This is a genomic window from Rhodococcus erythropolis R138 (assembly GCF_000696675.2).
GTDB lineage: Bacteria > Actinomycetota > Actinomycetes > Mycobacteriales > Mycobacteriaceae > Rhodococcus_F > Rhodococcus_F erythropolis.
The window spans coordinates 3,767,767-3,794,500 of record NZ_CP007255.1; the positions used below are offsets into that span (position 1 = coordinate 3,767,767).

1 protein-coding gene is annotated in these 26,734 nt (G+C 64.2%); it reads left to right on the plus strand.

Going from position 1 to position 26,734, the window contains the following annotated elements:
* The first annotated feature begins 144 nt into the window (after positions 1-144).
* Positions 145-26,721, plus strand: a complete 26,577-nt coding sequence (locus tag H351_RS17340; RefSeq protein ID WP_029255366.1) for a non-ribosomal peptide synthase/polyketide synthase — start codon at positions 145-147, stop codon at positions 26,719-26,721.
* Positions 26,722-26,734 lie beyond the last annotated feature (13 nt).

The following is a 26,734-nucleotide window of genomic DNA, read 5'->3' on the forward strand; positions in this document are numbered from 1 at the left end:
TCGAGGTCGATGACCTTCGGCTGCGCTCTCGCAGGATCGCCACATGGTTTCCACTCGATATCGAGGCGGTGCGATGTTTCTCTTCAATCCCCGAGCCACAGTTCCCGGCGCTGATCGTCACAACGCTGTGTGGGGGTGGTCGTGATGGATACCGACAAGAGGATCGATCCGCTGACCGGATCGCGAAGCCTGCCGGCAGGGGCGTTTCCCCTGTCAGCGGTGCAGCGCAGTATGTGGTTTGCGCAGCAACTTCACCCGACGGTGCCGTATTTCATTGCGCAGTACATCGAGTTCCACGGCGACCTGGACATGCAACTGCTCAGCCGCGCTGCAGTGGAGGCCGCCCACGAGTTCGAGTCGCCATTTCTGCGGTTGATGTACCCCGATGGTGAGCCGTGCCAGATCGTGGACTTCACGATCGATCCGGGTATCGACTACTTCGACTTCCGCGAGCGTGAGAACCCTCGGCAGGCTGCGTCGGAGTGGATGGACAACGATTACGCGACGACGCTCGACTTGACGCGTGATCGTCTCGTCGAGATGACAATTCTCCAAACTGGCGATCGAGACTACTTGTGGTACACCAGGATTCACCACGTTGCTCTCGACGGATACAGCGGAATGACGATAGTGAATCGAATTGCCGCGATCTACACCGCAGCAGTCGAGGGCCGGGAGCCTGCGGTAAACAAGGCGCTCGACGTCACGACGCTGTCCGAACTCGATCAGAAGTACCGCGAATCGAGTCGGTTCGAGGCCGACCGCGAATACTGGGCCCAGCGAGTGTCCGGCGTCGAGCACGGTTCTACGTTGGCGACGCGTGAGGGACCTCCGACTGCGCGTAGCGAACTCGTCAGTGCCGCGATGTCGGCGAACAGCCTTGCTGCCTTGGACGAGTGGAATTCGCGTTCCGGTGCCACTGCGGCGGCGGTGCTGATTTCGGCACTGGCGTGCTATTTGTCTCGCAACACCGGCTACGACGACGTTCTGATAAATCTGCCGGTCTCGGCGAGGACCACGGCACCGCTGCAACGCTCCGGCGGAATGCTGGTCAACGTCGCGCCCCTTCACATCCACGTCGACCCCGACGAAAGCGTGGACGATCTGGTCGGGCGGGTCCAACTCGAACTCCTCGGCGCGCTTCGTCATCAGCGATGCAGTCTCGAAGACATCAGGCGCGATGCGGGCTTGGCGGTCGGCGATGCACGACTGTCCGGTCCGATGATGAATGTGATGCTCTTCCGGCAGGAGATAACACTGGGATCACTGACCGGCGAGTTTCACATCGTCACGTCGGGGCCCGTCGAGGATCTCCTGGTCAACGTGTACCAGAGTGGCGACCCAGCTCAGACGTTGATCGACTTTCGTGGCAACCCCAATCGCTACGGTCACGACGAACTGGTTGAACACCACCGGGCGTTCACCGAGTTGGTCGCAGAACTGACAGCAGCACCGGCCGGTACGCCGATGAACCGGATTCATCCGGCAAGCGCCGAGGCCGGGGCACGCAGTGCGCAGCGGAGGGAAACCGAAAGGTTCTGGGCTGGATATCTGGGGGACTCCGACGAGGGTTCGGCGCTGGGGCTCGAGCGAATCGACGCAGAATCGGAGCCGACCACTACGAATCGGCTCAGCTTCCCGCTCGATCCCGCGGTCGCCGAACTTGCACGTACGGAAGATGTCTCACTCTTTGCCGTTGTCCACGCGGCATTTGCGGCATTGTTGTCGAGATCGACCGAGCGCCGTGACGTGTTGATCGGAACGAGGACCGAGTGGGGGACTTCGCCGCTGCGCTGCGAGGTCGATCCGGCGGCGCCGTTCGACGAGTTCGTGAGTTTTCTTGCTCGAGAACGCGACACGTTGTTGGTTCGATCGGCGGCAGGTATCCCCGAGCTGCCCGAGTTGCACGTCCATCTCAACGACGGCTCGCAGGAGACCACGATTGCCGGCCTCGATGTGGCGATCGACGTCCACGCGGATACCGGCGCCCTCGAGGTGGCGTACTCCACGCAGCACTACGCCGAATCCACGGTCCAAGCCTTCCTCTCGCGACTGGTGCGGATCCTTGCGGGCGCAGCGGCAGCCCCGCGAACGTCGGTCGGAGATCTCGATCTTCTCGACGAGTTCGAGCGTGAGTTCCTTATGCCGGCACGGGGAGCGACCGCGTCCGCGCCGTTGACCCTGCCCGATATCCTCCGCCGGGCCGCGGCTGTGAACCCCGATGCCCCGGCGCTCGTTTTCGGTGATCGTGAGGTGAGCTACCGGGAACTCGACGCCGAGTCGAACACACTCGCCCGCGAACTGATCAACAGGGGAGTCGGCCCAGGCACCTACGTCGCCCTTGCACTGTCGAGGTCGATCGAATCGGTGACCGCGACGTGGGCAGTGGCCAAGACCGGCGGCGCTTTCCTTCCGATCGATCCGCACTACCCCGAGGATCGTATTCGGCACATGCTCACCGATTCGGGAGCTGTTGTCGGAATCAGCGTGGGGGAGCACCATGCCGGGCTCGCCGATTCGGTGGACTGGCTGCTTCTGGACGAATTCAGCACCGACGAACCGAACGCGTACCGCTCGGACGCACCGCTCGACGATGGCGAACGTCGCTCACGCGTTCGCTACGACGACCCGGCTTACCTGATCTACACCTCGGGATCTACCGGCGTCCCCAAAGGCGTCGTGGTCAGTCACCGCGGGCTGAGCAGCTTCGCCGACGAAGAACGAATCAGGTTCGGAGTCGAACCAGGCGACCGCACCCTGCATTTCTCGTCGCCGAGCTTCGACGCTTCGGTACTCGAACTTCTCCTTGCCTTCGGCGGCGCGGCGACGATGGTGATAGCGCCGCCCACCGTGTACGGCGGCGACGAACTGGCCCAGGTGATGCGCGTCGGCCGGGTGACACACGCTTTCGTCACCCCGGCCGCGCTGGCAACTGTTGATCCCGCCGGCCTACCGGATCTACGAGTGGTCGTGACCGGCGGCGACGCCTGCTCGCCCGCGCTGGTAGATCAGTGGTCACACGGACGCTCGATGTTCAACGCGTACGGACCGACCGAAACCACCGTCGTCGCCACCCTGACCGGACCGCTGAGCAGCGATGTTCCCGTCACGATCGGAAAGCCGATGCGCGGCGCCGCGGCCGTCCTCCTGGATTCGCGGCTTCAACCGGTGCCGATCGGTGTCGCCGGCGAACTCTATGTGAGCGGTATCGGTTTGGCGCGTGGATACCACGCGCGAGCCACGATCACGGCCGAACGATTCGTCGCCGACCCCAACGGCGTTGCGGGAGAGCGCATGTACCGCACGGGTGACCTCGCGCGGTGGAACGGCGCGGGTGAGCTGGAGTACCTCGGACGGAGCGACTTCCAGATCAAGATCCGCGGTTTCCGCGTCGAACTCGGCGAGATCGACGACGTACTGCGCCGCCATCCGAGCGTCGCGCAGGCCGTCACCGCCGGAGTTTCGGGCCCGAGTGGGGAAACACTGTTGGCGGCGTACGTCACGGCGGCTGAGGGCACGCACATCGACAACTCCGAATTGATCGCCCACGCCGGATCCTCGTTGGCAGCGCACATGGTTCCGTCGCGGATCGTCGTACTCGATTCCATTCCACTGACTCCCGCCGGAAAGATCGACAGGAAAGCATTACCGGACATCGATTCGGCTGGCGGCACGGCCGAATACCGTGCCCCCGAGACCTCGACCGAGAAGCGAATTTCTGCGGTGTTCTGCGATCTGCTCGGCATCACCAGGGCGGGAGCAGACGACAGTTTCTTCGACCTCGGCGGTGACTCGCTGATCGCGACCCGAGTCGTGTCGAGGGTCAACGGAGCACTCGGGACGACGCTGAGCGTTCTCGACCTCTTCGAGGCGCCGACCGTCTCCGCTCTGGCTGCTCGCGCAGACCTCGCGGACTCGCGGAACACGCGCGCCCCAGCACTGACGCGTATCGATCGCCCTGACCGGATACCGGTATCTCTGGCTCAGCAACGTATGTGGCTGACCAATCAACTCGATCCGAGTTCGCCGGCGTACAACATTCCGATCGCGGTTTCGATGACCGGCGATCTCGACGTCGACGCACTGTTCACCGCACTGCGGGACGTGATCGTTCGGCACGAGGTCTTGCGGACCGTTTTCCCCGAGAGCGCCCGTGGTCCGGTCCAGCACGTTCTCGGTGTGGACGAGATGTTCGATCATCTCGAGGTGGAAACGGTGCCTGCCGCAGCGGCCGCAGCGCGGGCGAGCGAACTGGCACGAACGGGATTCGACGTCAGCGAATCGGTGCCGATCCGCGCCACTCTGCTCGAGGTGAACGAACGCGAGCACACCCTGGTCCTCGTCGTTCACCACATTGCAGCGGACGGCCTGTCGATGGCGCCGCTGGCTCGTGACGTGATGGTCGCTTACGCGTCGAGGGCGAGCGGGCGTGTACCGGCGTGGTTGCCGCTCGAAGTGCAGTACGGCGATTTCAGCGAATGGCAACGAGGAGCGCTCGGCGAAGCATCCGACCCGGATTCAATTCTCGCCGAGCAGTTGCGGTTCTGGTCGCACACGCTCGCCGAACGCGGTGAGCTCGCGGAACTGCCGATGGATCACCCGCGGCCTGCAGGTGTCTCGCTGCGCGGTGGAGATCTCGATTTCCGGATCGACTCCGCGACGTACCGCCGGGTCGGCGAGATCGCGGCGCGATGCGACGTCAGCGTGTTCATGGTGATCCACGCCGCGCTGGCCGTCCTGCTCAGTCGAGAATGTGGAGCGAACGACATCACGATCGGCACCCCGGTGGCCGGGCGTAGCGAGCGCGCCCTCGACGACGTCGTCGGAATGTTCGTCAACACGGTGGTGCTGAGGACGGTTCTCGACGGGGGACTCACCTTCGGTGAAGTTCTCACCCGCGTCCGGGACGTCGACGTGGCGGCCTTGCAGCACACCGAAGTGCCGTACGACGTACTCGTCGAATCCCTCGCAGAGCGCCAGGCACCGCTGTTCCAGGTCATGTTGGTGATGCAAGGCGCTGCTCCCGCCGAGGTCACCTTACCCGAGCTCGACGTCACTGTTGACGAACTGTCCACGGGTGCAGCGAAGTTCGATCTTCAGGTCATTCTCACCGACCGCGGCGACCATCTCGACGGCCAGTTGAACTATGCCAGCCAACTTTTCGACTCGGACACCATGTCGGGCCTCGCTGATCGCTTCACGATGCTCCTCGACGCGGTAGCGGCCGACCCCGAATCAATCGTCGGCGACGTCGATCTCACAGCTGTGGGCGAGGCGGAACTGGTCCTCGAGCGCTGGAATGCCACCGAACACGCCGTACCGATCACCACCCTCTCCGACCTGGTGGCGGAGCAGGCAGCCCGGACGCCCGAGGGGGCCGCGCTCATCTACGGCGAGCGGACACTGACGTATGCGGAGTTCGACGCGAGGGTCAGTGAACTTGCCAGAACCCTCATCGCCCACGGTGTCGGCCCGGACATGCGCGTCGCGGTGTCGATTCGCCGGTCACCCGAACTACTCGTCGCGGTCCACGCCGTGATCCGTGCCGGCGCGGCGTATGTCCCGGTGGACCCCGACCATCCGGCCGAACGTATCGCGTACGTCTTCGACATCGCCGCACCGATCTGTGTGCTGAGCCGGCCCCAGGACCACGGCGCACTTCCCGCGCGAGTCCCGATCGTCGACGTCGATCTCGATCGTCCCGTGTCCACGACGGTGCCGATCACCGACGCTGATCGGATCCGACCCCTCCTCCCGGACAATGCTGCATACGTGATCTTCACGTCCGGATCGACCGGTCGGCCGAAAGGCGTTGCAGTATCACACCGTTCGATCGTCAATCGCCTTCTGTGGATGCAAGACGCGTACCCACTTCACGCGTCGGACGTGGTGCTGCACAAGACTCCGGTGACCTTCGACGTCTCGGTGTGGGAACTGTTCTGGCCCCTGCAGACTGGTGCGCAGTTGGTGATCGCGGAACCGGAGGGGCACCGTGATCCCGGGTACCTGTCGGCGTTGATGGCCGAAAAAGGCGTCACGACGGCGCACTTCGTTCCGTCGATGCTCGCGGAATTCGTCGCGGTCGCGACTGCCGGGCAGTGCGCAAGCCTGCGTCAGGTGTTCTGCAGCGGTGAAGCTCTCGCTCCCACCACCGCGGAGGCGCTCACCCGTCTGAGTTCTGCAGGATTGTTCAACCTGTACGGACCCACCGAGGCCGCCGTCGACGTGAGCGCCGCCGAATTCACCCCAGACATGACCGTCACCGTTCCCATCGGTGCTCCTGTGTGGAACACCCAGCTCTATGTCCTCGACGGGCGGCTGCATCCCGTTCCGGTCGGCGTTCACGGCGAGCTGTACCTGGCGGGAGTGCAACTGGCGCGTGGATACCTCGGGCGCAGCGATCTCACCGCCGACAGATTCGTGGCCGATCCGTACGGCCCGGCTGGCACCCGGATGTACCGAACCGGTGATGTCGTCCGGTGGCGCGCCGACGGGCTGCTCGACTACGTCGGTCGACGCGATTTCCAGGTCAAGATCCGCGGCCAGCGCATCGAGCTCGCCGAGGTCGAAGCAGCGTTGCTCAGGCTGCCCGGTGTCACGCAAGCTGCTGCTCTCGTCCATCACGACGACGTGGTCGGTGACAGCTTGGTCGGCTACGTCATCGCCGAGACCGGCACCTCGATCGACACGGACGGCATGCGCGCCGAGTTGAGAGGTCTCCTTCCCGCCTACATGGTTCCCGCAGTGGTCATCGCCCTCGACGTGTTTCCGCTCGGCTCGACCGGCAAGCTCGATCGGAAAGCTCTGCCCGCTCCCAGCTTCGACAGCTCGCAGACGTATCTGGCGCCGCGAACACCGCTCGAAGCACAGTTGGCGGCGATCTTCGAGGAGCTGCTGGAATCCGGGGCCGTCGGTGTTCACGACAACTTCTTCGAGATCGGCGGAAACAGTCTCGTCGCTGCCCGCGCCGTGGCGCGCGTGAACGATTCACTGTCGTTGAACCTGTCGATCAGAGAGTTGTTCGACGCGCCGACCGTTGCGCAGTTGGCGGTCGAGTGCGCAACGGCGCGAGGGGGAGCAACCGTTCTTCCGCTCGAGGCGTTGCCGCGGCCGCAGTCGATTCCGCTGTCGCTGGCGCAGAAGCGCATGTGGTTCGTCAATCAATTCGACGTCACCTCCGCGGCGTACAACGTGGCCATAGCGATCAGGCTGAGAGGCCGGTTGGACGTTGCGGCCTTGGAAGGCGCGATCACCGATGTGCTCGATCGCCACGAATCGCTGCGCACGCTGTTTCCCATGATCGAGGGAGTGCCGGCGCAGGTGATCGTGGAACCCGGTGAAGCGTTGGGGTCGCTACCGATTGTCGGCGCGAGCACCGAAGCGGTACTCGGGGAGATCGAACGCGTCACCGCGAGGGGCTTCGACGTGACGCAGGCTCCACCGATCAGGGCGGAACTGATCGAGGTCGACGCAGAAGATCACGTCCTGGCTGTGGTCGTCCATCACATCTGCGCCGACGGATTCTCGATGGCACCGTTGGCGTTCGACGTGATGAGCGCGTACTCGGCACGGCATCGAGGTGAGGCACCCGACTGGTCTCCTCTCCCGGTCCAGTACGCGGACTTCGCGATCTGGCAGGAAAGGGCTCTCGGACGGATAGACGAAGCGGAGAGCACCCTCGCCGGCCAGCTCGAGTACTGGACACGTCAGCTGGCAAGTGTGCCCGAGCTTCTCGCGCTCCCCGCAGATCGCCCGCGGCCGCGTGTACAGGATCTCTCGGGCGGCGTCGTTCGATTCGACATCGATGCCGGCATTCATCGTCGTCTGAGCGAAACCGCGATCGAACACCGAAGCAGTATGTTCATGGCGATACACGCCGCGTACGCGGTGCTCGTGGCCAGATTGTCCGGCATGGAAGACATCACGATCGGCTCGCCGATCGCCGGACGCGGAAATGCCCTCCTGGATCCGATGGTCGGTATGTTCGTCGGAACGTTGGTGCTGCGCGCCGATGTCGACCCCGCAGCCTCGTTCACCGATCTGTTGGCCAGAGTTCGCAGCACCGACCTCGACGCCTTCGCTCACGCAGACGTCCCCTTCGAGCGCGTCGTCGATGCACTGGCTCCGGAGCGGTCGACTTCGCATTCACCGTTGTTCCAGGTGATGCTGGAGTTCAAGAACACCAGTCGACCAGCAGTTCGTCTGACGGACCTCGAGGTCGAGGTCCTCGAACTCGAATCCGCCGTTTCGAATTTCGATCTGCAACTCACGCTTGCCGAGACATTCGACGACGACGGCCGGCCGGCGGGAATCGAGGCGGGGTTCACCTACGCGAGCGCCCTGTTCGACGAGTCGACGGTCGAAGGCTTCGCTCGATATCTTGTTCGGATCCTCGGTGCGGTGACCGAATCACCGCACACGCCGGTCGGCGACATCGATCTCGTGGTCGACACCGACACGATGAGCGTCGTGTCTGCACCGGAACTTCCCGGCCAGGTTCACTTCTCGACGTTGCTCGAGCGGAAGTACGTCGACGAACCGCAGAGAACTGCACTGATTTTCGGCGACCGACATCTGACGTACTCCGATCTGGACCGCCGGGCCAATCGGCTTGCACGACTGTTGATCGGCCGCGGGGCAGGTCCGGAATCCGTTGTCGCCCTGGCATTGCCACGCTCACTGGAATCCGTGGTCGCGATCTGGGCGGTTGCCCGGACCGGCGCCGCATTCGTACCCGTCGACCCGGCGTACCCCGTCGACCGCGTACATCACATGATCAACGACTCGGGAGCGGGCGTCGTCCTCACCACCGCCGAGCATGTGGGTGTCGTCCCCGACGAGGCAGACGCAGTTCTGCTCGATCAGGCCGAGACACTGGCAACCCTCGAACAGTTCGGAGATCAGCGGCTGGAGGCCTCGGAACTGGCGGGGACGGTGTCTCTGGACAATCCCGCCTATGTCATCTACACCTCCGGTTCCACCGGCGTCCCCAAAGGTGTCATGGTCACTCACCGTGGGCTTTCGGCACTCGCCGAACAGGAACGTACTCGATTCGGGGTGGAATCGACTTCGCGCACGCTGCATTTCAGCTCACCGAGCTTCGACGCCTCGATTCTCGAACTCCTGATGGCCGTTGGTGCCGGGGCCACGATGGTCATCGCTCCACCGAGCATCATCGGCGGAACCGAACTGACGAGCCTGATCGCCGATCAGCACGTCACGCACGCCTTCATCACCCCGGCCGCTCTGGCCACGGTCGATCCGAGCGAACTGAACGAGCTGGTTTGCATCGGAACCGGTGGCGACGTCTGCCCGCCCGATCTCGTCGCCGCCTGGGTCAGTGATCACCGGATCATGATCAATGCCTACGGACCGACCGAATCGACGGTCGTCGCCAGCATCACCGAGCCGATGTCCCCGGCCGATCGAGTGACGATCGGTCGCCCGTCGACAGGCATCGCTGCGTGGGTCCTCGACAATCGCCTGCACCGCGTCCCGGTCGGAGTGACGGGGGAGCTGTACGTCAGTGGCGACGGACTCGCCCGCGGTTACCGCAACCGCGCCGGCACCACCGCCGAACGTTTCGTGCCCAATCCCGCGGGCAGTGCGGGCACACGGATGTACCGCACCGGCGACCTCGCCAGGTGGAACAAGAACGGCGAACTCGAGTACCAGGGCCGAGGTGATTTCCAGGTCAAGATTCGTGGGTTCCGCATCGAACTCGGCGAGATCGAAGCAGTTCTGGCTCGTTACCCCGGGGTCGCGCATTCCGTGGTGACCACGCTCGAACGTGACGGAGGCGCCGCGCGAATCGTCGGATACGTCGTGCCCGCCAACGATGCTCAGACTGTGGATCCCGAGGCCGTCATCGCGTTCGCGGGCTCGGCTCTGGCCCCGTACATGGTTCCTGCGGCGGTGGTCGTTCTCGACGAACTGCCGATGACTGCCAACGGAAAGCTCGACCGCCGAGCCCTGCCGGTTCCCGACCTGCGAGCAACCCAAGCGCGCTCGCGGGCTGCCGAATCCGATACCGAGCGCACGCTGGCCGCCTTGTTCGTCGATGTCCTCGGTGTCGAATCGGTGGGCGTCGACGACTCGTTCTTCTCGATGGGCGGCGATTCGATCATGTCGATTCAGCTCGTCGCCCGTGCCCGCGACGCCGGGCTCGTGTTCACCCCGCGTGACGTCTTCGAGGTGAAATCGGTCGCCGGTCTTGCGGTTTTGCTGGCATCGACCAAGGACGACGAACCCGAGGTGCTCGAGGAACTTCCCGGAGGCGGCGTCGGCCACGTGCCGTTGTTGCCGGTGGCACAGTGGTGGCTCGACCGGCTCGGCTCCGATCTGCAGGGGCTCGATTCGTTCTCCCAAGCGACCCTTCTCAATGCGCCGCACGGGCTTCGCAGTGTGGAGCAGTTGACCGCAGCGCTTCAAGTTGTTCTCGATCGTCATGACATCCTTCGCGCGCGTCTCGAACTCGACGGCGAGCGCGGGCTCGTTGTCGACGATCCGGGATCTGTTGCAGCCGAGGACATCTGCCGGGTAGTCGAGGTCGAGGCCGAGCCGGGCTCCGCAGTGTTCGACGCGGCGATCGTCGCCGCCCTGGGTGATGCACGTCGAGAACTCGACCCCGTCCGGGGCGAGATGGTGCGGGTCGTCTGGTTGTCCGGCGTACGCAACACCGGCCGGTTGCTCCTGGTGATCCACCACCTCGCGGTGGACGGTGTGTCCTGGCGCGTGCTCGTACCGGAACTTGCGTCCGCTTTCCACCGGATCGACGCCGGCGAGGAGCCGGAGCCGTCGTATTCGGGCACGTCGGTTCGTCGTTGGTCGCATGCGCTCCGTGACATCGCGCCCGATCGAAGAGTCGAATTGCCGCGGTGGCGTTCGATCCTCGAAGGTGACGACCCCCTGATCGGAACCCGGCCGCTGGACCCGCGGCTCGACACGTTCGATTCGGTCGGCCGAGTTGTCGCCGACGTGCCCGTCGAACTGTCCGACACAGTCCTGACCACGCTTCCCGCGCTCTTCGGTGGATCCGTCAACGACGGTCTCGTTGCTGCTCTCGCGCTGGCACTGACGCAGTGGAGGCAGGCACAGGGCATACGAACCGACAACGTGCTCGTCTCGATGGAAGGTCACGGACGCGAGGCTCACGTGGTGCCCGGTGCGGACGTCCTGCACACCGTCGGCTGGTTCACCAGTGTCTTCCCGATGCGAATCGACCTCGCCGACATCGACATCGCGAACGTGATGAGCAGCGGCCCCGAGGCAGCGGTGGTTCTCAAGCGGGTCAAGGAAGAACTGTTGGGAGTTCCGGACAGTGGCATCGGGTACGGAGTTCTGCGTTATCTCGACGAGGTGGGCCGAGCGGAACTGGAAGATCTCCGTCAACCGCAGATCTCGTTCAACTATCTCGGTCGTTTTTCCGGCACCGAGGCAGGAGAGTCGCTGGGGGACTGGGCGCTGGCCCGCGACGTCGATCTGGAAGCGGCAGCTCGGTCCGAGATGCCCGTGGGTTCGGTCCTGGACGTCAATGTCGTCACCACCGAAATCTCGGGTGCACCGCACATCGGTGCCACTATCGCCTATCCCACCGGCGTGCTGGCGGAGCGCGATGCTCGCGCCATCGCCGAACTCTGGGTGCAGTCGTTGCGCGCTCTGGCCACCTACGCCGAACACAGCGAACGCGGGGGACTCACACCGTCGGACATCGACCTGATCGAACTGGACCAGGAGTCCATCGACCACCTCGAGCGCGAGTTCCCGACACTGACCGACGTCTGGTCCCTTTCACCGCTGCAATCCGGACTGCTCTTCCACGCCCGCTACGCCGAACACACAGTCGACGCGTACACCGTCCAACTCGCACTCGAACTCGACGGCGTCGACGCGTCCAGGTTGCACCGCGCCGCACAGGCGTTGCTCGACCGTCATGAGAACCTGCGAGCTGCGTTCACGACCGACACCGGTGGGCGATCGGTGCAGGTGATCAGCGCCGACGTGGACGTGCCGTGGACCGAGATCGACATCTCTCCGTTGGCCCCCACCGAACAGGCAACCGAGATACGCGAGCTCCTCCATGCGGATCGGGTGCGAGGCTTCGACATGGCCACGCCGCCCCTGCTGCGGTTCCTGCTTCTGCGAACCGGAGACGACGCGTATCGGTTGATCCTGACCAACCACCACATCCTCCTCGACGGATGGTCGATGCCGCTGCTGGTCCGTGACCTACTGACGCTCTACGCCACCGACAGTGATCACAGTGCCATCCCACGCGTGCACCCCTACCGGGACTATCTGAGCTGGATTAGCACTCGCGACGACAGCGTGTCGATCGAAGCCTGGGGCGAAGCACTCCGCGGACTCGGCGACCCGACGCTGCTCACCGGAACTCACGCCGTCGACGAGGACGGCGCCACCTCACGCTCGACCACCACAGCCCTCGGAGAACGTGAGACGGAACTTCTGCGTGGATTCGTCCGCTCCCGTGGCCTGACGACAGCCTCCTTGATCCAGGTGGCCTGGGGAATCGTGCTAGCCGAACTCCTCGGCCGCGACGACGTCGTCTTCGGTGGAACCGTCTCCGGCCGACCACCCCAGGTGTCCGGCGTCGAGTCGATGGTGGGTTTGTTCATCAACACTGTCCCCGTCCGAGTTCGCCTCGACCCGCGAGAGTCACTGGCAGCGCTGTGCGTTCGTGTCCAAGCGGAACAGGCGCGGTTGTCCGATCACCATCATGTGGGGCTTTCGCACATCACTTCGGCAGTGGGGGCCGCTGCATCGTTCGACACGCTGACTGTGTTCGAGTCGTATCCCGTTGACCGCGGTGGACTCTCCTCGGGCACCGACATCGCCGGAATGCACGTTCTCGACGTCCACGACGCCGAGGATGCCGCGCACTATCCACTCGCGATCGTTGCCTCTGCGGCAGACGGGCGACTGCGGCTCAAATTCGAGTATTTCCCGGGAGTCCTGGGCGATCACGACATCGACGCGATCGCGGACCGGCTGCTCCGCACCCTCGAACTGATCACCGCACAACCGGATCTTCCGCTGGCGAAACTGCGTTTGATGCCGGATTCGCAAGTGCAGCAATTGGTTCCCGCGCGCGGCCGGCAAGGCCGCTCGGTACGGACACTCGATCGCATCTTTTCGGACACCGCGAGCAGATTCCCCGAACGGGTCGCACTGTCCTGTGGTGACAGAAAGATGACCTATCGAGAGCTGGACGAGGCGTCGAATCAGTGGGCGCGCGTGCTCATCTCGGAAGGCGCGGGCCCGGACTCACGGGTGGCGATCTGTGTGGAACGGTCCTTCGAATCCGTCGCAGCGGTCTGGGCGATCACCAAGACCGGCGCCGCCTTCGTGCCGATCGATCCTCGCTACCCGAGTGACCGGATCTCGTTCATGCTCGAGGACTCGGCATCATCGCTCGGAATGACCACGGCTGCACACGCACCGGCCGGCGGTGGCGCAACGAAGTGGCTCGAACTCGACGACCCGGAGAACGCCACTCGGCTCTCCGGAGTGTCCACGTCACCGCTACGCGAAGACGAGCGCCGGGGAACCCCGCGGCTGGAGAACACTGCCTACCTCATCTACACCTCGGGCTCGACCGGCCGGCCCAAGGGTGTCGTCGTCACGCACACCGGTCTCGAGAACTTCGCCGACGAACAGCGTCATCGCTACGGTCTCACGGAGAATTCACGCGCACTGCATTTCGCCTCGCCGAGTTTCGACGCCTCCGTTCTCGAGTATCTGCTCGCCTTCGCCGTCGGCGGCGAACTGGTCGTAGCTCCCACCACCGTCTACGGAGGGGCCGAACTGGCCGACGTTCTCCGAGAGGGACATGTCACGCACGCGTTCATCACGCCCGCAGCGCTGACGTCGGTGGATCCCGAGGGACTCGACGAACTGACCACCATCACGGTCGGTGGCGAGGCGCCCTCGGCGGACCTGGTGCGCACCTGGGCGCCGGGAAGATCGTTCGTCAACGTCTACGGACCCACCGAAACCACCATCTCCTGCAACCTCAGTGACCCCATCCCAGCCGGTGAGAAGGTCTATCTCGGGCCGCCGAACCGCGGCTTCAGCGAGGTCGTCCTCGATCGCAGACTTCAACCGGTGTCCGTCGGAGTTCCCGGCGAACTGTATGTCGCCGGAGTTGGACTCGCGCGCGGCTATCACGGGCGTTCATCGCTGACGAGCGAACGATTTGTCGCCAACCCGTACGGCGAGCCGGGGGAGCGGATGTACCGCACCGGAGACGTGGTGCGCTGGCGCAGTGACCGCACCATCGAGTACCTCGGACGCAGCGACTTCCAGGTCAAGATCCGCGGGTTCCGTATCGAACTAGGCGAGGTCGACACGGCGTTGGGTCAGCTGCCCGGTGTGGAGTACGCGGTCACATTGGCGGTGCGCGGACCCTCCGACGAGCAGGCCTTGGCGGCATATGTCGTCTGCGACGACGAACGCCCGGTGAGCGCCGAGGACATCCGGGCGGCGGCACGGGAGCTACTGCCGGCACACATGGTGCCCGCGAGCGTCGTCGTGCTCGACGAGCTACCACTGACCGGCGTCGGCAAGGTCGATCGAGCTGCTCTTCCTGCGCCTCGCTTCGACACCGATCCCGAAACACTCGCTGCACCGGCGACCGAGCTCGAACGGCTGGTGGTGGGCGTTTTCGAGGACGTGCTCGGAGTGTCCCCGATCGGTGTCGACACTCACTTCTTCGATATCGGCGGAAACTCACTGACCGCGACCCGCGTCATCGCCCGCGTCAACGCACTTCTCGGCACCGACATCGGCGTTCGAGGATTGTTCGAGTCTCCGACAGTTCGGCAGCTGTCTCGTCTGGCGGAGAGTGTCGGCCGCGGCGAGAACCCCCGACCACCGTTGACTCGGCGATCTCGCCCGGATCCACTGCCCGTGTCATTGGCACAGAAGCGGATGTGGTTCCTCAACCAGTTCGACGTGACCTCGCCGGCCTACAACGTTCCCCTGGCAGTGCGCCTCGACGGCGATCTGGACTTCGCCGCATTGCAGGCCGCGGTAGCGGACGTATTGGGTCGCCACGAGAGCTTGCGGACGAAGTTCCCCTCGATCGACGGACAGCCTGTGCAGCAGGTGATGTCCAGCGACGAGGTCATGCCGATCCTGGAGCCGGAAATCGTCACTGCTGCCAGAGTGTCCGATCGAATCCTCGAGCTGGCCTCGGCAGGCTTCGACGCCTCGGCCGAAGTTCCGATCCGCTGCGCGGTCCTGCGCGTCGACGGGGACGAGCGCAGGCACGTACTCGTGATCGTCGTCCACCACATCGTCGCCGACGGGTTCTCGATGAACCCCCTGGCAGCGGACGTGGCAGCGGCATATGCGGCCCGCAGCGCCGGCAGTGCGCCGAGCTGGTCGGAACTGGCCGTGCAGTACGGCGACTTCGCTGTGTGGCAGCACGAAGTGCTCGGCTCCGAGGAAGATCCGGACTCGGCTCTGACCCGTCAGCTCGATTATTGGAAGGACCGACTCGCGGGACTGGGCGAGCCGATCGCCCTGCCGACGTCGTTCCCACGTCCGGCAAAGCCGTCCATGGTCGGCTCTGTTCACCGGTTCGCGGTATCGCCGCAGACCCATCGGGCGCTGACCGATCTGGCCCGCGAGCACGGCAGCACCATGTTCATGGTCGTGCACGCAGCACTGGCGGTACTTGCGGCACGCCTGGCCGGTACCGAGGACATCGCCATCGGTACACCTGTCGCCGGGCGCGGCGAGGCCGAACTCGATCACCTGGTCGGAATGTTCGTCAACACTCTTGTGCTGCGGACACAGATCACGCCCGACGCGTCGTTCGAGGACGTACTCGCCCAGGTTCGCGAAGGCGACCTCGGCGCGTTCCAACACACCGACTTGCCCTTCGAAAGGTTGGTCGACGCACTCGCCCCGGAACGCTCGACGTCGCACACTCCGTTGTTCCAGATCCTCATCGAGTTCCGTAACAACGCGCTACCGCAACTCGAACTGCCAGGTCTGTCGGTCTCGGGAGTCGAGTTCGACCTACCCGTCGCCAAGTTCGATCTGCAACTCTCGGTCACCGAGCGTTACGACGCGGATGGCGGAACGGATGGAATCGACGCCGAATTCATCTACGCCACAGACCTGTTCGACGATGGATTGATCGAGTCGTTCTCGCGCAGACTGCTCACCCTCCTCGAGGCGGTCTCCCGAGACCCGTCGACTCCTACCGGTGACATCGACGTCGTGGGCGCCGGCGAGCGTCGACAGATGCTGACCGAGTGGAACACTCACGCCGAACCGGCTCCGGCCGACAACATCGCGGACCGATTCTTCGAAGCTGTTGCAGCACATCCGTCGTCGACCGCGGTCAACGACAGCGACGGCGCCATGACGTACGCCGAACTGGACGGGCGCGCGAACCGCCTGGCGCGGCTCCTGATCGGCCGCGGTATCGGTCCGGAATCCGTGGTTGCCATTGCGATGCCCAGAACCACCGATCTCGTGCTCGCCCTCGTCGCCGTCATCAAAACCGGGGCGGCATACCTGCCGGTCGACATCACCTACCCGGCCGAGCGCATGCGATTCCTCTTCGACGACGCGCGGCCGGTATGCCTGGTCACGACCGGAGACTTCCGAAGCGACCTACCTTCGGAGATCATCGAATCCGGCATCGACATCGTCGAACTCGGATCGCCGGAGATCGCGGTACGCCTCGATCACTCCGCGCCACATCGCATCACCGACGCGGACCGGACGACACCACTTCTGCCCGACGCGATCGCGTACATCATCTACACCTCCGGATCCACAGGGCGCCCCAAAGGTGTCCAGGTCAGCCACCGAAACGTTCTGACTCTGATGGACAACACCTCCCCGACATTCGGGTTCGACAACACGGACGTGTGGACGATGTTCCACTCGTACGCATTCGACTTCTCCGTCTGGGAGCTGTGGGGGCCGTTGCTGCACGGTGGCCGGCTGGTCGTCGTCGACTACTACACGACCAGATCGCCGGACATGTTCCACGAACTGCTCCGCCGTGAGCGAGTGACGGTGCTGAACCAAACACCCACCGCCTTCTACCAACTCGCCGAAGCCGACCGTGCGTACTCACCGAACGGCACGGACCCCGACCTTGCACTGCGTTACGTCGTCTTCGGTGGAGAAGCGCTCGATCTCGGGCAATTGCGCAAGTGGTACGACCGTCGTGCGGACACGGCGCCGACGCTGGTCAACATGTACGGGATCACCGAGACGACAGTGCACGTCAGTCGAATCGCACTCGACCGCAACGACAGCGAGCACGCGTCGGCGAGCATCATCGGGCGAGCAGTACCAGGATTGTCCGTCTACGTACTCGATCGGCGACTGAACCTGGTGCCACCAGGTGTTGTCGGCGAAATGTACGTCGCCGGTGACCAGGTGACTCGGGGATACCTCGGGAAACCCGCATTGACTTCGGTGCGGTTCCTTCCCGATCCATTCGGTAGTTCGGGGGATCGAATGTATCGGAGCGGGGACCTGGCGAGGTGGAACGACGCGGGGCAGTTGGAGTACGTGGGCCGCAGTGATTTCCAGGTGAAGGTGCGTGGTTTCCGCATCGAACTCGGAGAGATCGAAGCCGCAATGCTCCGCTGCCCCGGCGTCGCTGCCTCGGTAGCACTTGTTCGCACAGAGGGAGCGTCACCGCGGATCGTCGGGTACGTGGTCGCCGAAACAGGCAGTACCGTCGATTCAGCGACGGTGACCGACTTCGTCGCCGCCGAACTCGCGGAGTACATGGTGCCCACCGCGATCGTCGTCCTCGAATCGCTTCCACTGACGGTCAACGGAAAGCTCGACCGACGCAGCCTCCCGGCTCCGGACTTCACCGTGACGGGAACAACCGAGGCGACGCGGGCACCAGCCACCGCCACCGAAGCGGTCCTCGCGGACCTCTTCGGAGAGGTTCTGGGGCGGGGCGGTATCGGAGTGGACGATTCCTTCTTCGGCCTCGGCGGCGATTCGATCATGTCGATCCAACTCGTCTCACGGGCGAAGTCCGCAGGCCTCATCTTCACTCCGCGGGACGTCTTCGAAGCGAAAACCGTGGCCGGCCTCACCAAGGTCCTCCTCATCGAATCATCGGAAACGGCACCGGTTCTCACCGAGCTACCCGGCGGGGGAGCCGGCCCGCTACCGCTCACACCGATCATGGAGTGGCTCGTCGAACGCAGTCGCGGTGACCTGAGCACGATCCGCAGTTACAGCCAGAGCGCGCTGATCGCACTGCCCGCGGATGTGTCCGGCCCCGCGCTGGAACGCGCACTACAAACGATCCTCGACCGCCACGACGTACTGCGGGCACGTCTGGAGGCCGTGACTCACCAACTCGAGATCAGCGAACCCGGCACCGTCGCAGCCTCCGACATCTTGCACCGAACCCCCATCGTGTCCACCGGCGGCGAAGAATTCCTGCGCGCGGCAGAAGCCGCGATGCAGGACGCATCCAGCCGACTCGATCCCGAGCACGGCAAGATGATCAGCGCAGTCTGGTTGGATCCGGTCAGCGCGAACGGCAACCGGCCTGAGGCGGGACGGTTGCTCCTGGTACTTCATCACCTCGCGGTCGACGGTGTGTCCTGGCGAATGCTGGTCCCCGGCCTGGTCACGGCATATGCGTCGGCGTTCGACGGAGAAACACCGATTCTTCCGCCCGGCGGAACGTCGATACGTCGCTGGGCGACAGCGCTCGCCGAGACCGCCGCAGATCGACGCGACGAGATCGACCTGTGGTCGAGGATGCGGACCGACGAACCAATGCTCGGAACGCGCGGGCTGGACCCCGCGGTCGACGTCGGAGCCACCGTCGACCGCGTCAGCGTCGACGTACCGACCTCGGTGACCGAGAACATCATCTCGGCGGTGCCACGACATTTCGGAGGCTCGGTGAACGACGGGCTGCTTGCTGCTCTCGCGATCGCCGTCACCGCCTGGCGTCGATCGCGCGGACAGCGAAGCGGGGAAGTGCTCGTCAATCTCGAGGGACACGGGCGCGAGGAGAACGCAGCGCCTGGCGCAGACCTCTCGCGCACAGTCGGTTGGTTCACCACCTTGTTCCCCGTCCGGATCGATCTCACCGGACTCAATGTCGTCGATGCACTGTCCGGGGGATCAACCGCGGCCTCCGCTGTGAAAGTCGTCAAGGAAACGCTGCTCGGTCTGCCGGACAACGGCATCGGGTTCGGGATGCTCAAGTACCTCGACCGGAACGAAGAACTACAGGAGTTGCCCACACCTGAGATCTCGTTCAACTACCTCGGACGTTTTGCCGGCTCGGATCCCGAGCACGGCGAGGTGCCGTGGCTGCCGATCTCGGAAGTGACGCTCGACGAAGCGCACAGCGGAGATCTTGCCGCCGCGTCGGTGCTCGACATCAATGCCGTCACCACCGACACCGCGCACGGTCCGATTCTGCGCGCAACGTGGTCCTTCCCCCGCGGCATCCTCAGCGAAGCCGAAGTCACGGAACTGGCGGAACTCTGGTCCCGAGCACTCGGATCGTTGAGTGAATACGTGGACGAACACTCCGAACGCGAGCTCACGCCCACCGATCTCGATCTCGTCACCGCGGATCAGCAGAGCATCGAACAGCTCGAGCGTAGGTTCCCCGACCTGACCGATATCTGGTCACTGTCACCGCTGCAGTCGGGCATGCTCTTCCACGCCCAGTTCGACGAAACGGAAATCGATCCGTACATGGTGCAACTGACCCTCGAGCTCGGGGGTCGGGTGGAGGCGCCGCGCCTGCGTCGCGCCGCGCAGGCCTTGGTTGATCGTCATCCGAGCTTGCGCGCGGGATTTGTCTCCGCGCCGGGAGGGCGGGCGCTGCAGGTAATCCGTTCCGGTGTCGAGATCGGCTGGGCCGAGATCGACCTGTCCGGGACCGAGGACAGTGAAGTCGCGTTCGCTCAGCTGCTCGAGCGTGATCGCGCTCAGCGTTTCGACATGGAAACAGCACCCCTGATCCGGTTCATGCTCGTACGATTCGGACCGGACACAGCACGCTTCGTCGTGACGAACCACCACATCCTGCTCGACGGCTGGTCAACCCCTCTGTTACTTCGAGACCTGCTCACTCTCTACGCAACCGACGGCGACCCCGAGATTCTGCCCAGAGTTCAGTCGTATCGCGACTACCTCACCTGGATCTCGAAGCAGCACCCCGACTCTTCTCTGCGAGCCTGGCAGGAAGCGCTACGAGGAGTGGACTCATCCACCCAACTCTCGCAAGCGAGCACCGCCGCCGAAACCGTTGCCAGTGACGTTCACTCGTACTCGCTGCCGACCGAACGAGCCGAGACCCTTCGGGCGTTCGCGCGAAGCCGCGGATTGACCATGGCGACCCTGGTCCAAGTGGCCTGGGGAATCGTGCTCGCCGAACTCCTCGGCCGCGACGACGTCGTATTCGGTGGAACCGTTTCCGGACGCCCACCACAGGTGTCCGGTGTGGAATCGATTGTCGGCCTGTTCATCAACACAGTGCCCGTCCGAATCCGCCTCGACGCCCGAGAAACCCTCGCGGAACTGGCCATTCGCGTCCAATCCGAGCAAGCGTCACTACTCGACCACCACCACATCGGACTGTCGGACATCGCGGGAGCAGTGGGCGCCGCCGGTTCATTCGACACCCTGACGGTATTCGAGTCGTATCCCGTCGACGAGGCAGCCCTGACCGCCGAAACCGACATCGCGGGAATGCACGTCCTCGGCATCGACGGACGCGACTCGGCGCACTATCCGATTGCCGTTGTCGCGTCGGAAAGTGACACGCTGAACCTGAAGATGGAGTACTTGCCGACGCACTTCTCCGCCCGCGAAGTCGCGAAGATCACCGAGCGCGTGGGCATCGTCCTCGAGCAGCTGGCGTCGGCACCGGATCAGCCGCTGGCCCGCCTGCAGGTTCTCACGGAGTTCGAGAGCCGTGATCTTGCGCCGGTCTTCGGATCCCCGGGTCGCTCCGCTCGTACGCTCCCGGAAATACTCGCCGACGTCTCCGCCACATATCCCGACCGCATCGCGCTCTCGGCCGGCAGCCGTTCCATGACCTACATCGAACTGGACCGACGCTCGAACCAGTTGGCCAGAGCCATGATCCGCCGCGGCGCCGGGCCCGAGACATCGGTCGCCATCGGCATCGAAAGGTCCGTCGAATCAGTACTCGCGGTGTGGGCAGTGGCCAAGACCGGCGCAGCTTTCGTCCCCGTCGACCCCACCTATCCGGCCGACCGAATCGAACACATGCTCAGCGACTCCGAGGTGTTGTTCGGGTTGACCGTCGTCGACGCCATCGACACATTGCCACCCATCGTGTCCTGGTTGGTGCTCGGAGAGGAAGCATTCGACGACGACGTCGCCACAAGCTGCACGCTGCCGATCGCCCAGGACGAACGGCTTGCACCGGTGGTCATGGACAACGCCGCCTACGTCGTCTACACCTCGGGATCCACCGGCCGACCCAAGGGAGTTGTCGTCACCCACACCGGACTCGACAGCTTCGCGCTCGATCAGCAACGTCGATTCCACGCCGATCACCACTCTCGGACCCTGCACTTCGCCACCCCCAGCTTCGACGGAGCCATCTTCGAGTACCTGCAGGCATTCGGTGTCGGAGCAACCATGGTGATCGTCCCGACCGACATCTACGGCGGCGCCGAACTGGCAAGTCTGATCCGCCGCGAACACGTCACTCACGCGTTCGTCACCACGGCGGCACTCGCCACCGTCGATCCGGCCGGCCTGGACGAATTCCGGCACGTCGTCGTCGGGGGAGAGGCTCTGCCACCGCACCTCGTCGGTCTGTGGGCACCCGGGCGGGAATTCGTCAACGCCTACGGCCCCACCGAGACAACCGTCATGGCAGACATCAGCGAACCCATGACAGTGGGTGCACCCATCACGATCGGTGGCCCGATCCGCGGTGTGCACGAGATGATCCTCGATTCGCGCCTGCAACCGGTGCCCGTCGGAGCTCCCGGCGAGCTGTACATCGCCGGCATCGGACTGGCTCGCGGATACCACCGGCGTCCCGGCCTGACCAGCGAGCGATTTGTCGCCGACCCCTTCGGCAAGCCAGGCGACCGGATGTACCGCACCGGTGACATCGCCTCCTGGCGAAGCGATCACACCATCGAGTACGTCGGGCGCAGCGACTTCCAGGTCAAGATTCGCGGATTCCGTATCGAACTCGGTGAGGTGGACGCCCAGATCACTGCAATGGCAAGTGTCACGAACTGCGTGACACTCGGCGTCGACGGACCGGCCGGCGCAACCGTTCTCGCGTCTTACCTCACCGTCGAGGAAGGGTCGACGCTGACCGGCGCAGAGATCACCGCGCACCTCGCCGGACGTGTTCCCTCGCACATGGTTCCGGCCAGCATCATGATCGTCGACGAGCTACCGCGCACCGCGGTCGGCAAGCTCGATCGAAAAGCGTTGCCGACCCCGGAGTTCACCGGAACCGGCGTGGAATTCCGGGCTCCCGGCACAAGCCTCGAGCGTCGGATCGCCGACGCCTTCATCGATGTACTCGGCGTCGAGCAGGTAGGCGTCGACGACAACTTCTTCGAACTCGGCGGCAACTCGCTGATCGCCACTCGCGTGGTCTCGCGGCTCAACTCCGCACTGAACATCGACGTCGGGGTGCGCGTGCTCTTCGAGGCACCGACGACAGCTCAGCTCGCCGAACGGCTTTCCGACGCTGTCACTGCCGTCGGCACTGTGCCGCTCACTCCCATGGAGCGCGACGGTAACGTCCCGCTCTCGTTGGCGCAGAAGCGCATGTGGTTCCTGAACCAGTTCGACACACGCTCAGCCGCGTACAACATCCCACTAGCTGTTCGCCTCACCGGTGACCTCGACGTCACCGCCATGCAACAGGCGATCGCCGACGTCGTCGAGCGGCACGAAACCCTGCGGACGGTATTCCCCGCCGTCGGCGGCGATCCGATTCAGAAAGTGCTCACCGCCGACGAGGCCGTACCGCCGGTCCGTGAAATGACGTTGGGAGAGCACGAACTCGCAGAGCGCATGCAACGACTCGCCACGACCGGCTTCGACGTGTCGGTGGACCTGCCGCTGCGCGTCGCGCTCTTCCGGCTCGACACCGATGAACCCGTTCACATTCTGTTTGTCGTGGTCCATCACATCTGCGCCGACGGTTCGTCGATGGCGCCGCTCGCACGCGACGTGATGACGGCCTACCTGGCGCGCACGGCAGGAACCGAACCCACTTGGGCGCCACTCGAAGTGCAGTACGCGGACTTCACGTTGTGGCAGCACCGCGTCCTCGGATCGGAAGACGATCCGGAATCCGTCATCAGTCGCCAATTGCGCTACTGGAGTGAGCAACTCGCCGGCCTCGACGACGTCATCGCACTGCCCACCGACCACCCGCGGCCCGTACAACAGACCTTCCACGGTGACCGATTCACCTTCGACATCGACGCCAACACCCACCGCGCCCTCGCGGACCTCACCAGGGCAAACGGTGTCACGATGTTCATGGCTCTGCACGGCGCACTGGCCGTGCTGATGTCGAAACTGTCCGGCGCCGAAGAGGTCACCATCGGCACACCGATCGCCGGCCGCGGTCAGGCAGCGCTCGACCATCTCGTCGGAATGTTCGTCAACACGCTGGTCCTGCGCACAGGCGTCGACCCCGACATCACGTTTGCCGAACTGGTGGAACACATCCGGGAAATCGATCTGGCCGCATTCCAGAACTCGGATCTGCCATTCGAACGGCTCGTCGACGTCATCAATCCGACCAGATCCACGTCGTACTCACCGTTGTTCCAGGTCGCCCTCGAACTTCAGAACAACGAACCAGCGCATTTCCACTTGCCCGGCCTCGATATCGAAGGCCTCACCGTGGAAACCGAATACGCGAAGGAAGATCTCGAACTGATCGTCGACGAGAAGTTCGACGAGTCCGGCGCCCCGGCCGGGATGTCCGCTGCCTTCGACTTCGCAACCGATCTCTTCGAACCCGCCACCATTCGGCGCTTTGCCGACCGCCTGCGTCTGATCCTCGACACTGTCGGACGCGAACCCGCAACACGTATCGCCGACATCGGCATCCTCGCCGCCGACGAAACAGCAGCCCTGGTGCCGGCATCCGGTGCAGCAGCGACTCGCGTGCAGGTGTGGCCGGAGATCCTCGCCGAGGCAGTCGCCTCGAACCCGGATGCTCCAGCTCTCTCGAGTCGCGAGGGGTCGATGACCTACCGCGAGCTCGACGAGGAATCGACGAAGCTGGCTCGAGCGTTGTGCCGGCGCGGTGTCGGACCCGAAGATTTTGTGGCGCTGGGGCTGCCGCGGTCCACGGCGGAGATCGTCGCCATCTGGGCGGTTACGAAAACCGGAGCAGCATTCTTGCCGGTCGACCCGAACTATCCAGACGATCGCATCAACCACATGCTCGACGATTCGCGGGCCGTACTCGGCATCACCGACGACGCTCACCGCAGTCAACTTCCCGACACGGTCGAGTGGATGGTCCTCGATGAAGGCGAGACCGTCGACGAGATCGACGGCCAGAGCGCCGCCGCGATCACCGACCTCGACCGCACGATCCCCTTGCATCACGGGCATCCCGCTTACCTGATCTACACCTCGGGTTCAACCGGGAAGCCGAAGGGCGTCATCGTCACCCACCTCGGTTTGTCCAACCTCAACGCCGAGGAACATCAGAGATTCAACGTCCAGCCCTATTCGCGTATCTCTCACTTGGCATCACCGAGCTTCGACGCCTCGGTCTTCGAACTCATGATGGCGTTCGGCAGCGGAGCCTGCCTGGTCGTCATCCCACCCACGGTCTTCGGCGGATCCGAGTTGGCCGAAATCTTTGCCGACGAACACGTCTCACACGCGTTCATCACGCCGACCGCGCTCAGCTCCATCGAAAGCTCCGCGCTGCCAGAACTCCGCGTGCTCGCAGTCGGTGGCGAAGCCTGCCCACCCGAACTCGTGGACATCTGGGGCCGAGACCGCCGCATGTTCAACGGATACGGACCTACCGAATCCACCATCCAGGCCAGCGTCAGTGAACCCATGCGGCCGGGCAAGGACATCAACATCGGCCGACCGGCCATCGGCTTTGCCGGCCTGGTCCTCGACGGGCACCTCAAGCCCGTGCCAGTGGGAGTCATCGGGGAGCTGTACGTGACCGGCCCCGGACTCGCCCGCGGGTACCACAATCGTCCCGACCTCACCGCCGACCGATTTGTCGCCGATCCGTTCGGCGAACCAGGCCAGCGGATGTACCGCACAGGCGACCTGGTGCGCTGGCGCTCCGACAGCACACTCGAATACCTCGGCCGCAGCGACTTCCAGATCAAGGTCCGCGGATTCCGCATCGAGCTGGGCGAAATCGACTCAGTCCTGATGGCACACCCATCCGTCTACTTCGCCGCAACACTTGGGCACGAAGCACCGTCGGGGGAGACGATGATCGCCTCCTACATCCAGCCTGTGGAAGGACAGACCGTCGACGACTGGGAGCTTCGCCGCCACCTGTCTTCTCGCCTGCCTGCGCACATGGTTCCCGGCGCGATTGTCGTCGTCGACCGAATTCCGGTGACACCGGTCGGCAAGCTGGACCGTAAAGCACTGCCGACGCCGAGCTTCGAGCGTCGTACAGTCCCGTACGCGCCGCCGACCAATGACACCGAACGAACGGTCGTCGACATCTTCGAGGCAGTGCTCGGTCACGAGCACATCGGTGTCGACGACGACTTCTTCGAACTGGGAGGAACGTCGATCGTCGCCACTCGAATAACCATCGAACTCGAGAAGCGCCTCGGGATGCGAGTGCCGTTGCAGTCGCTTTTCCTGGATCCGACACCGGCCGGTGTCGCCCGTGCGGCCGACGGAATGGACGCACACTCGCCGGACGATTCTTCGGATCTGCTCGCCCCGATGATCACGCTGCGCGCCGGATCCGATCGAGCACCACTGTTCTTCGTCCATCCGGGTATCGGATTGTCCTGGGGTTATGCAGAATTCGTCAAGCACCTCGAGCTGGATCAACCCGTATACGGTCTTCAGCTACCGTCCCTGAGCGGAGGACCCAGCTTCGACTCGCTGACCGAACTCGCCGACGACTACGCGAATCGCATTGCAGCCGTGGCATCGACCGGCCCGATCCATCTGGCCGGCTGGTCGCTCGGCGGCGTCATCGCACACGCCGTGGCGCACAGTCTCACTCGGAGCGGACGTGACGTGACTTTGTCGATCCTCGACAGCTATCCGTCGTCGGATTCCGATCAGCCCGCGGAACTCTCGGTCTCCGAACTACTGGCCGGGCTCGCGATGCCGGCGGGATCCGAGACCGTCGAAACCTTCGAAGAAGCGGCGGAATTGCTGGAGCAGACCCTGGGCGCCGGAATCGGAATCGAAGCGGAGCATCTAGCGCGGATCAGTCGCGGTTACTCCCACTCCGTCGAATTGACGAATCGGCACCAACCGCCTGTCCATCTTGGGGCCATCGAGTTCTTCGTAGCCGGAAGATCTACGGAGAACGGACACGACGTGGCCGAATGGCGAAGGTTTGTACAAGGCGACATCCGAGTCACCGAAGTCGACTGTGAACACAACCAGATGATCGAACCGGGTCCGGCGGCAACCATAGCTGTACGATTGCGGGAAGTTATCGCTCAGTGGGGTGTCTGAACCAGGTTCGACA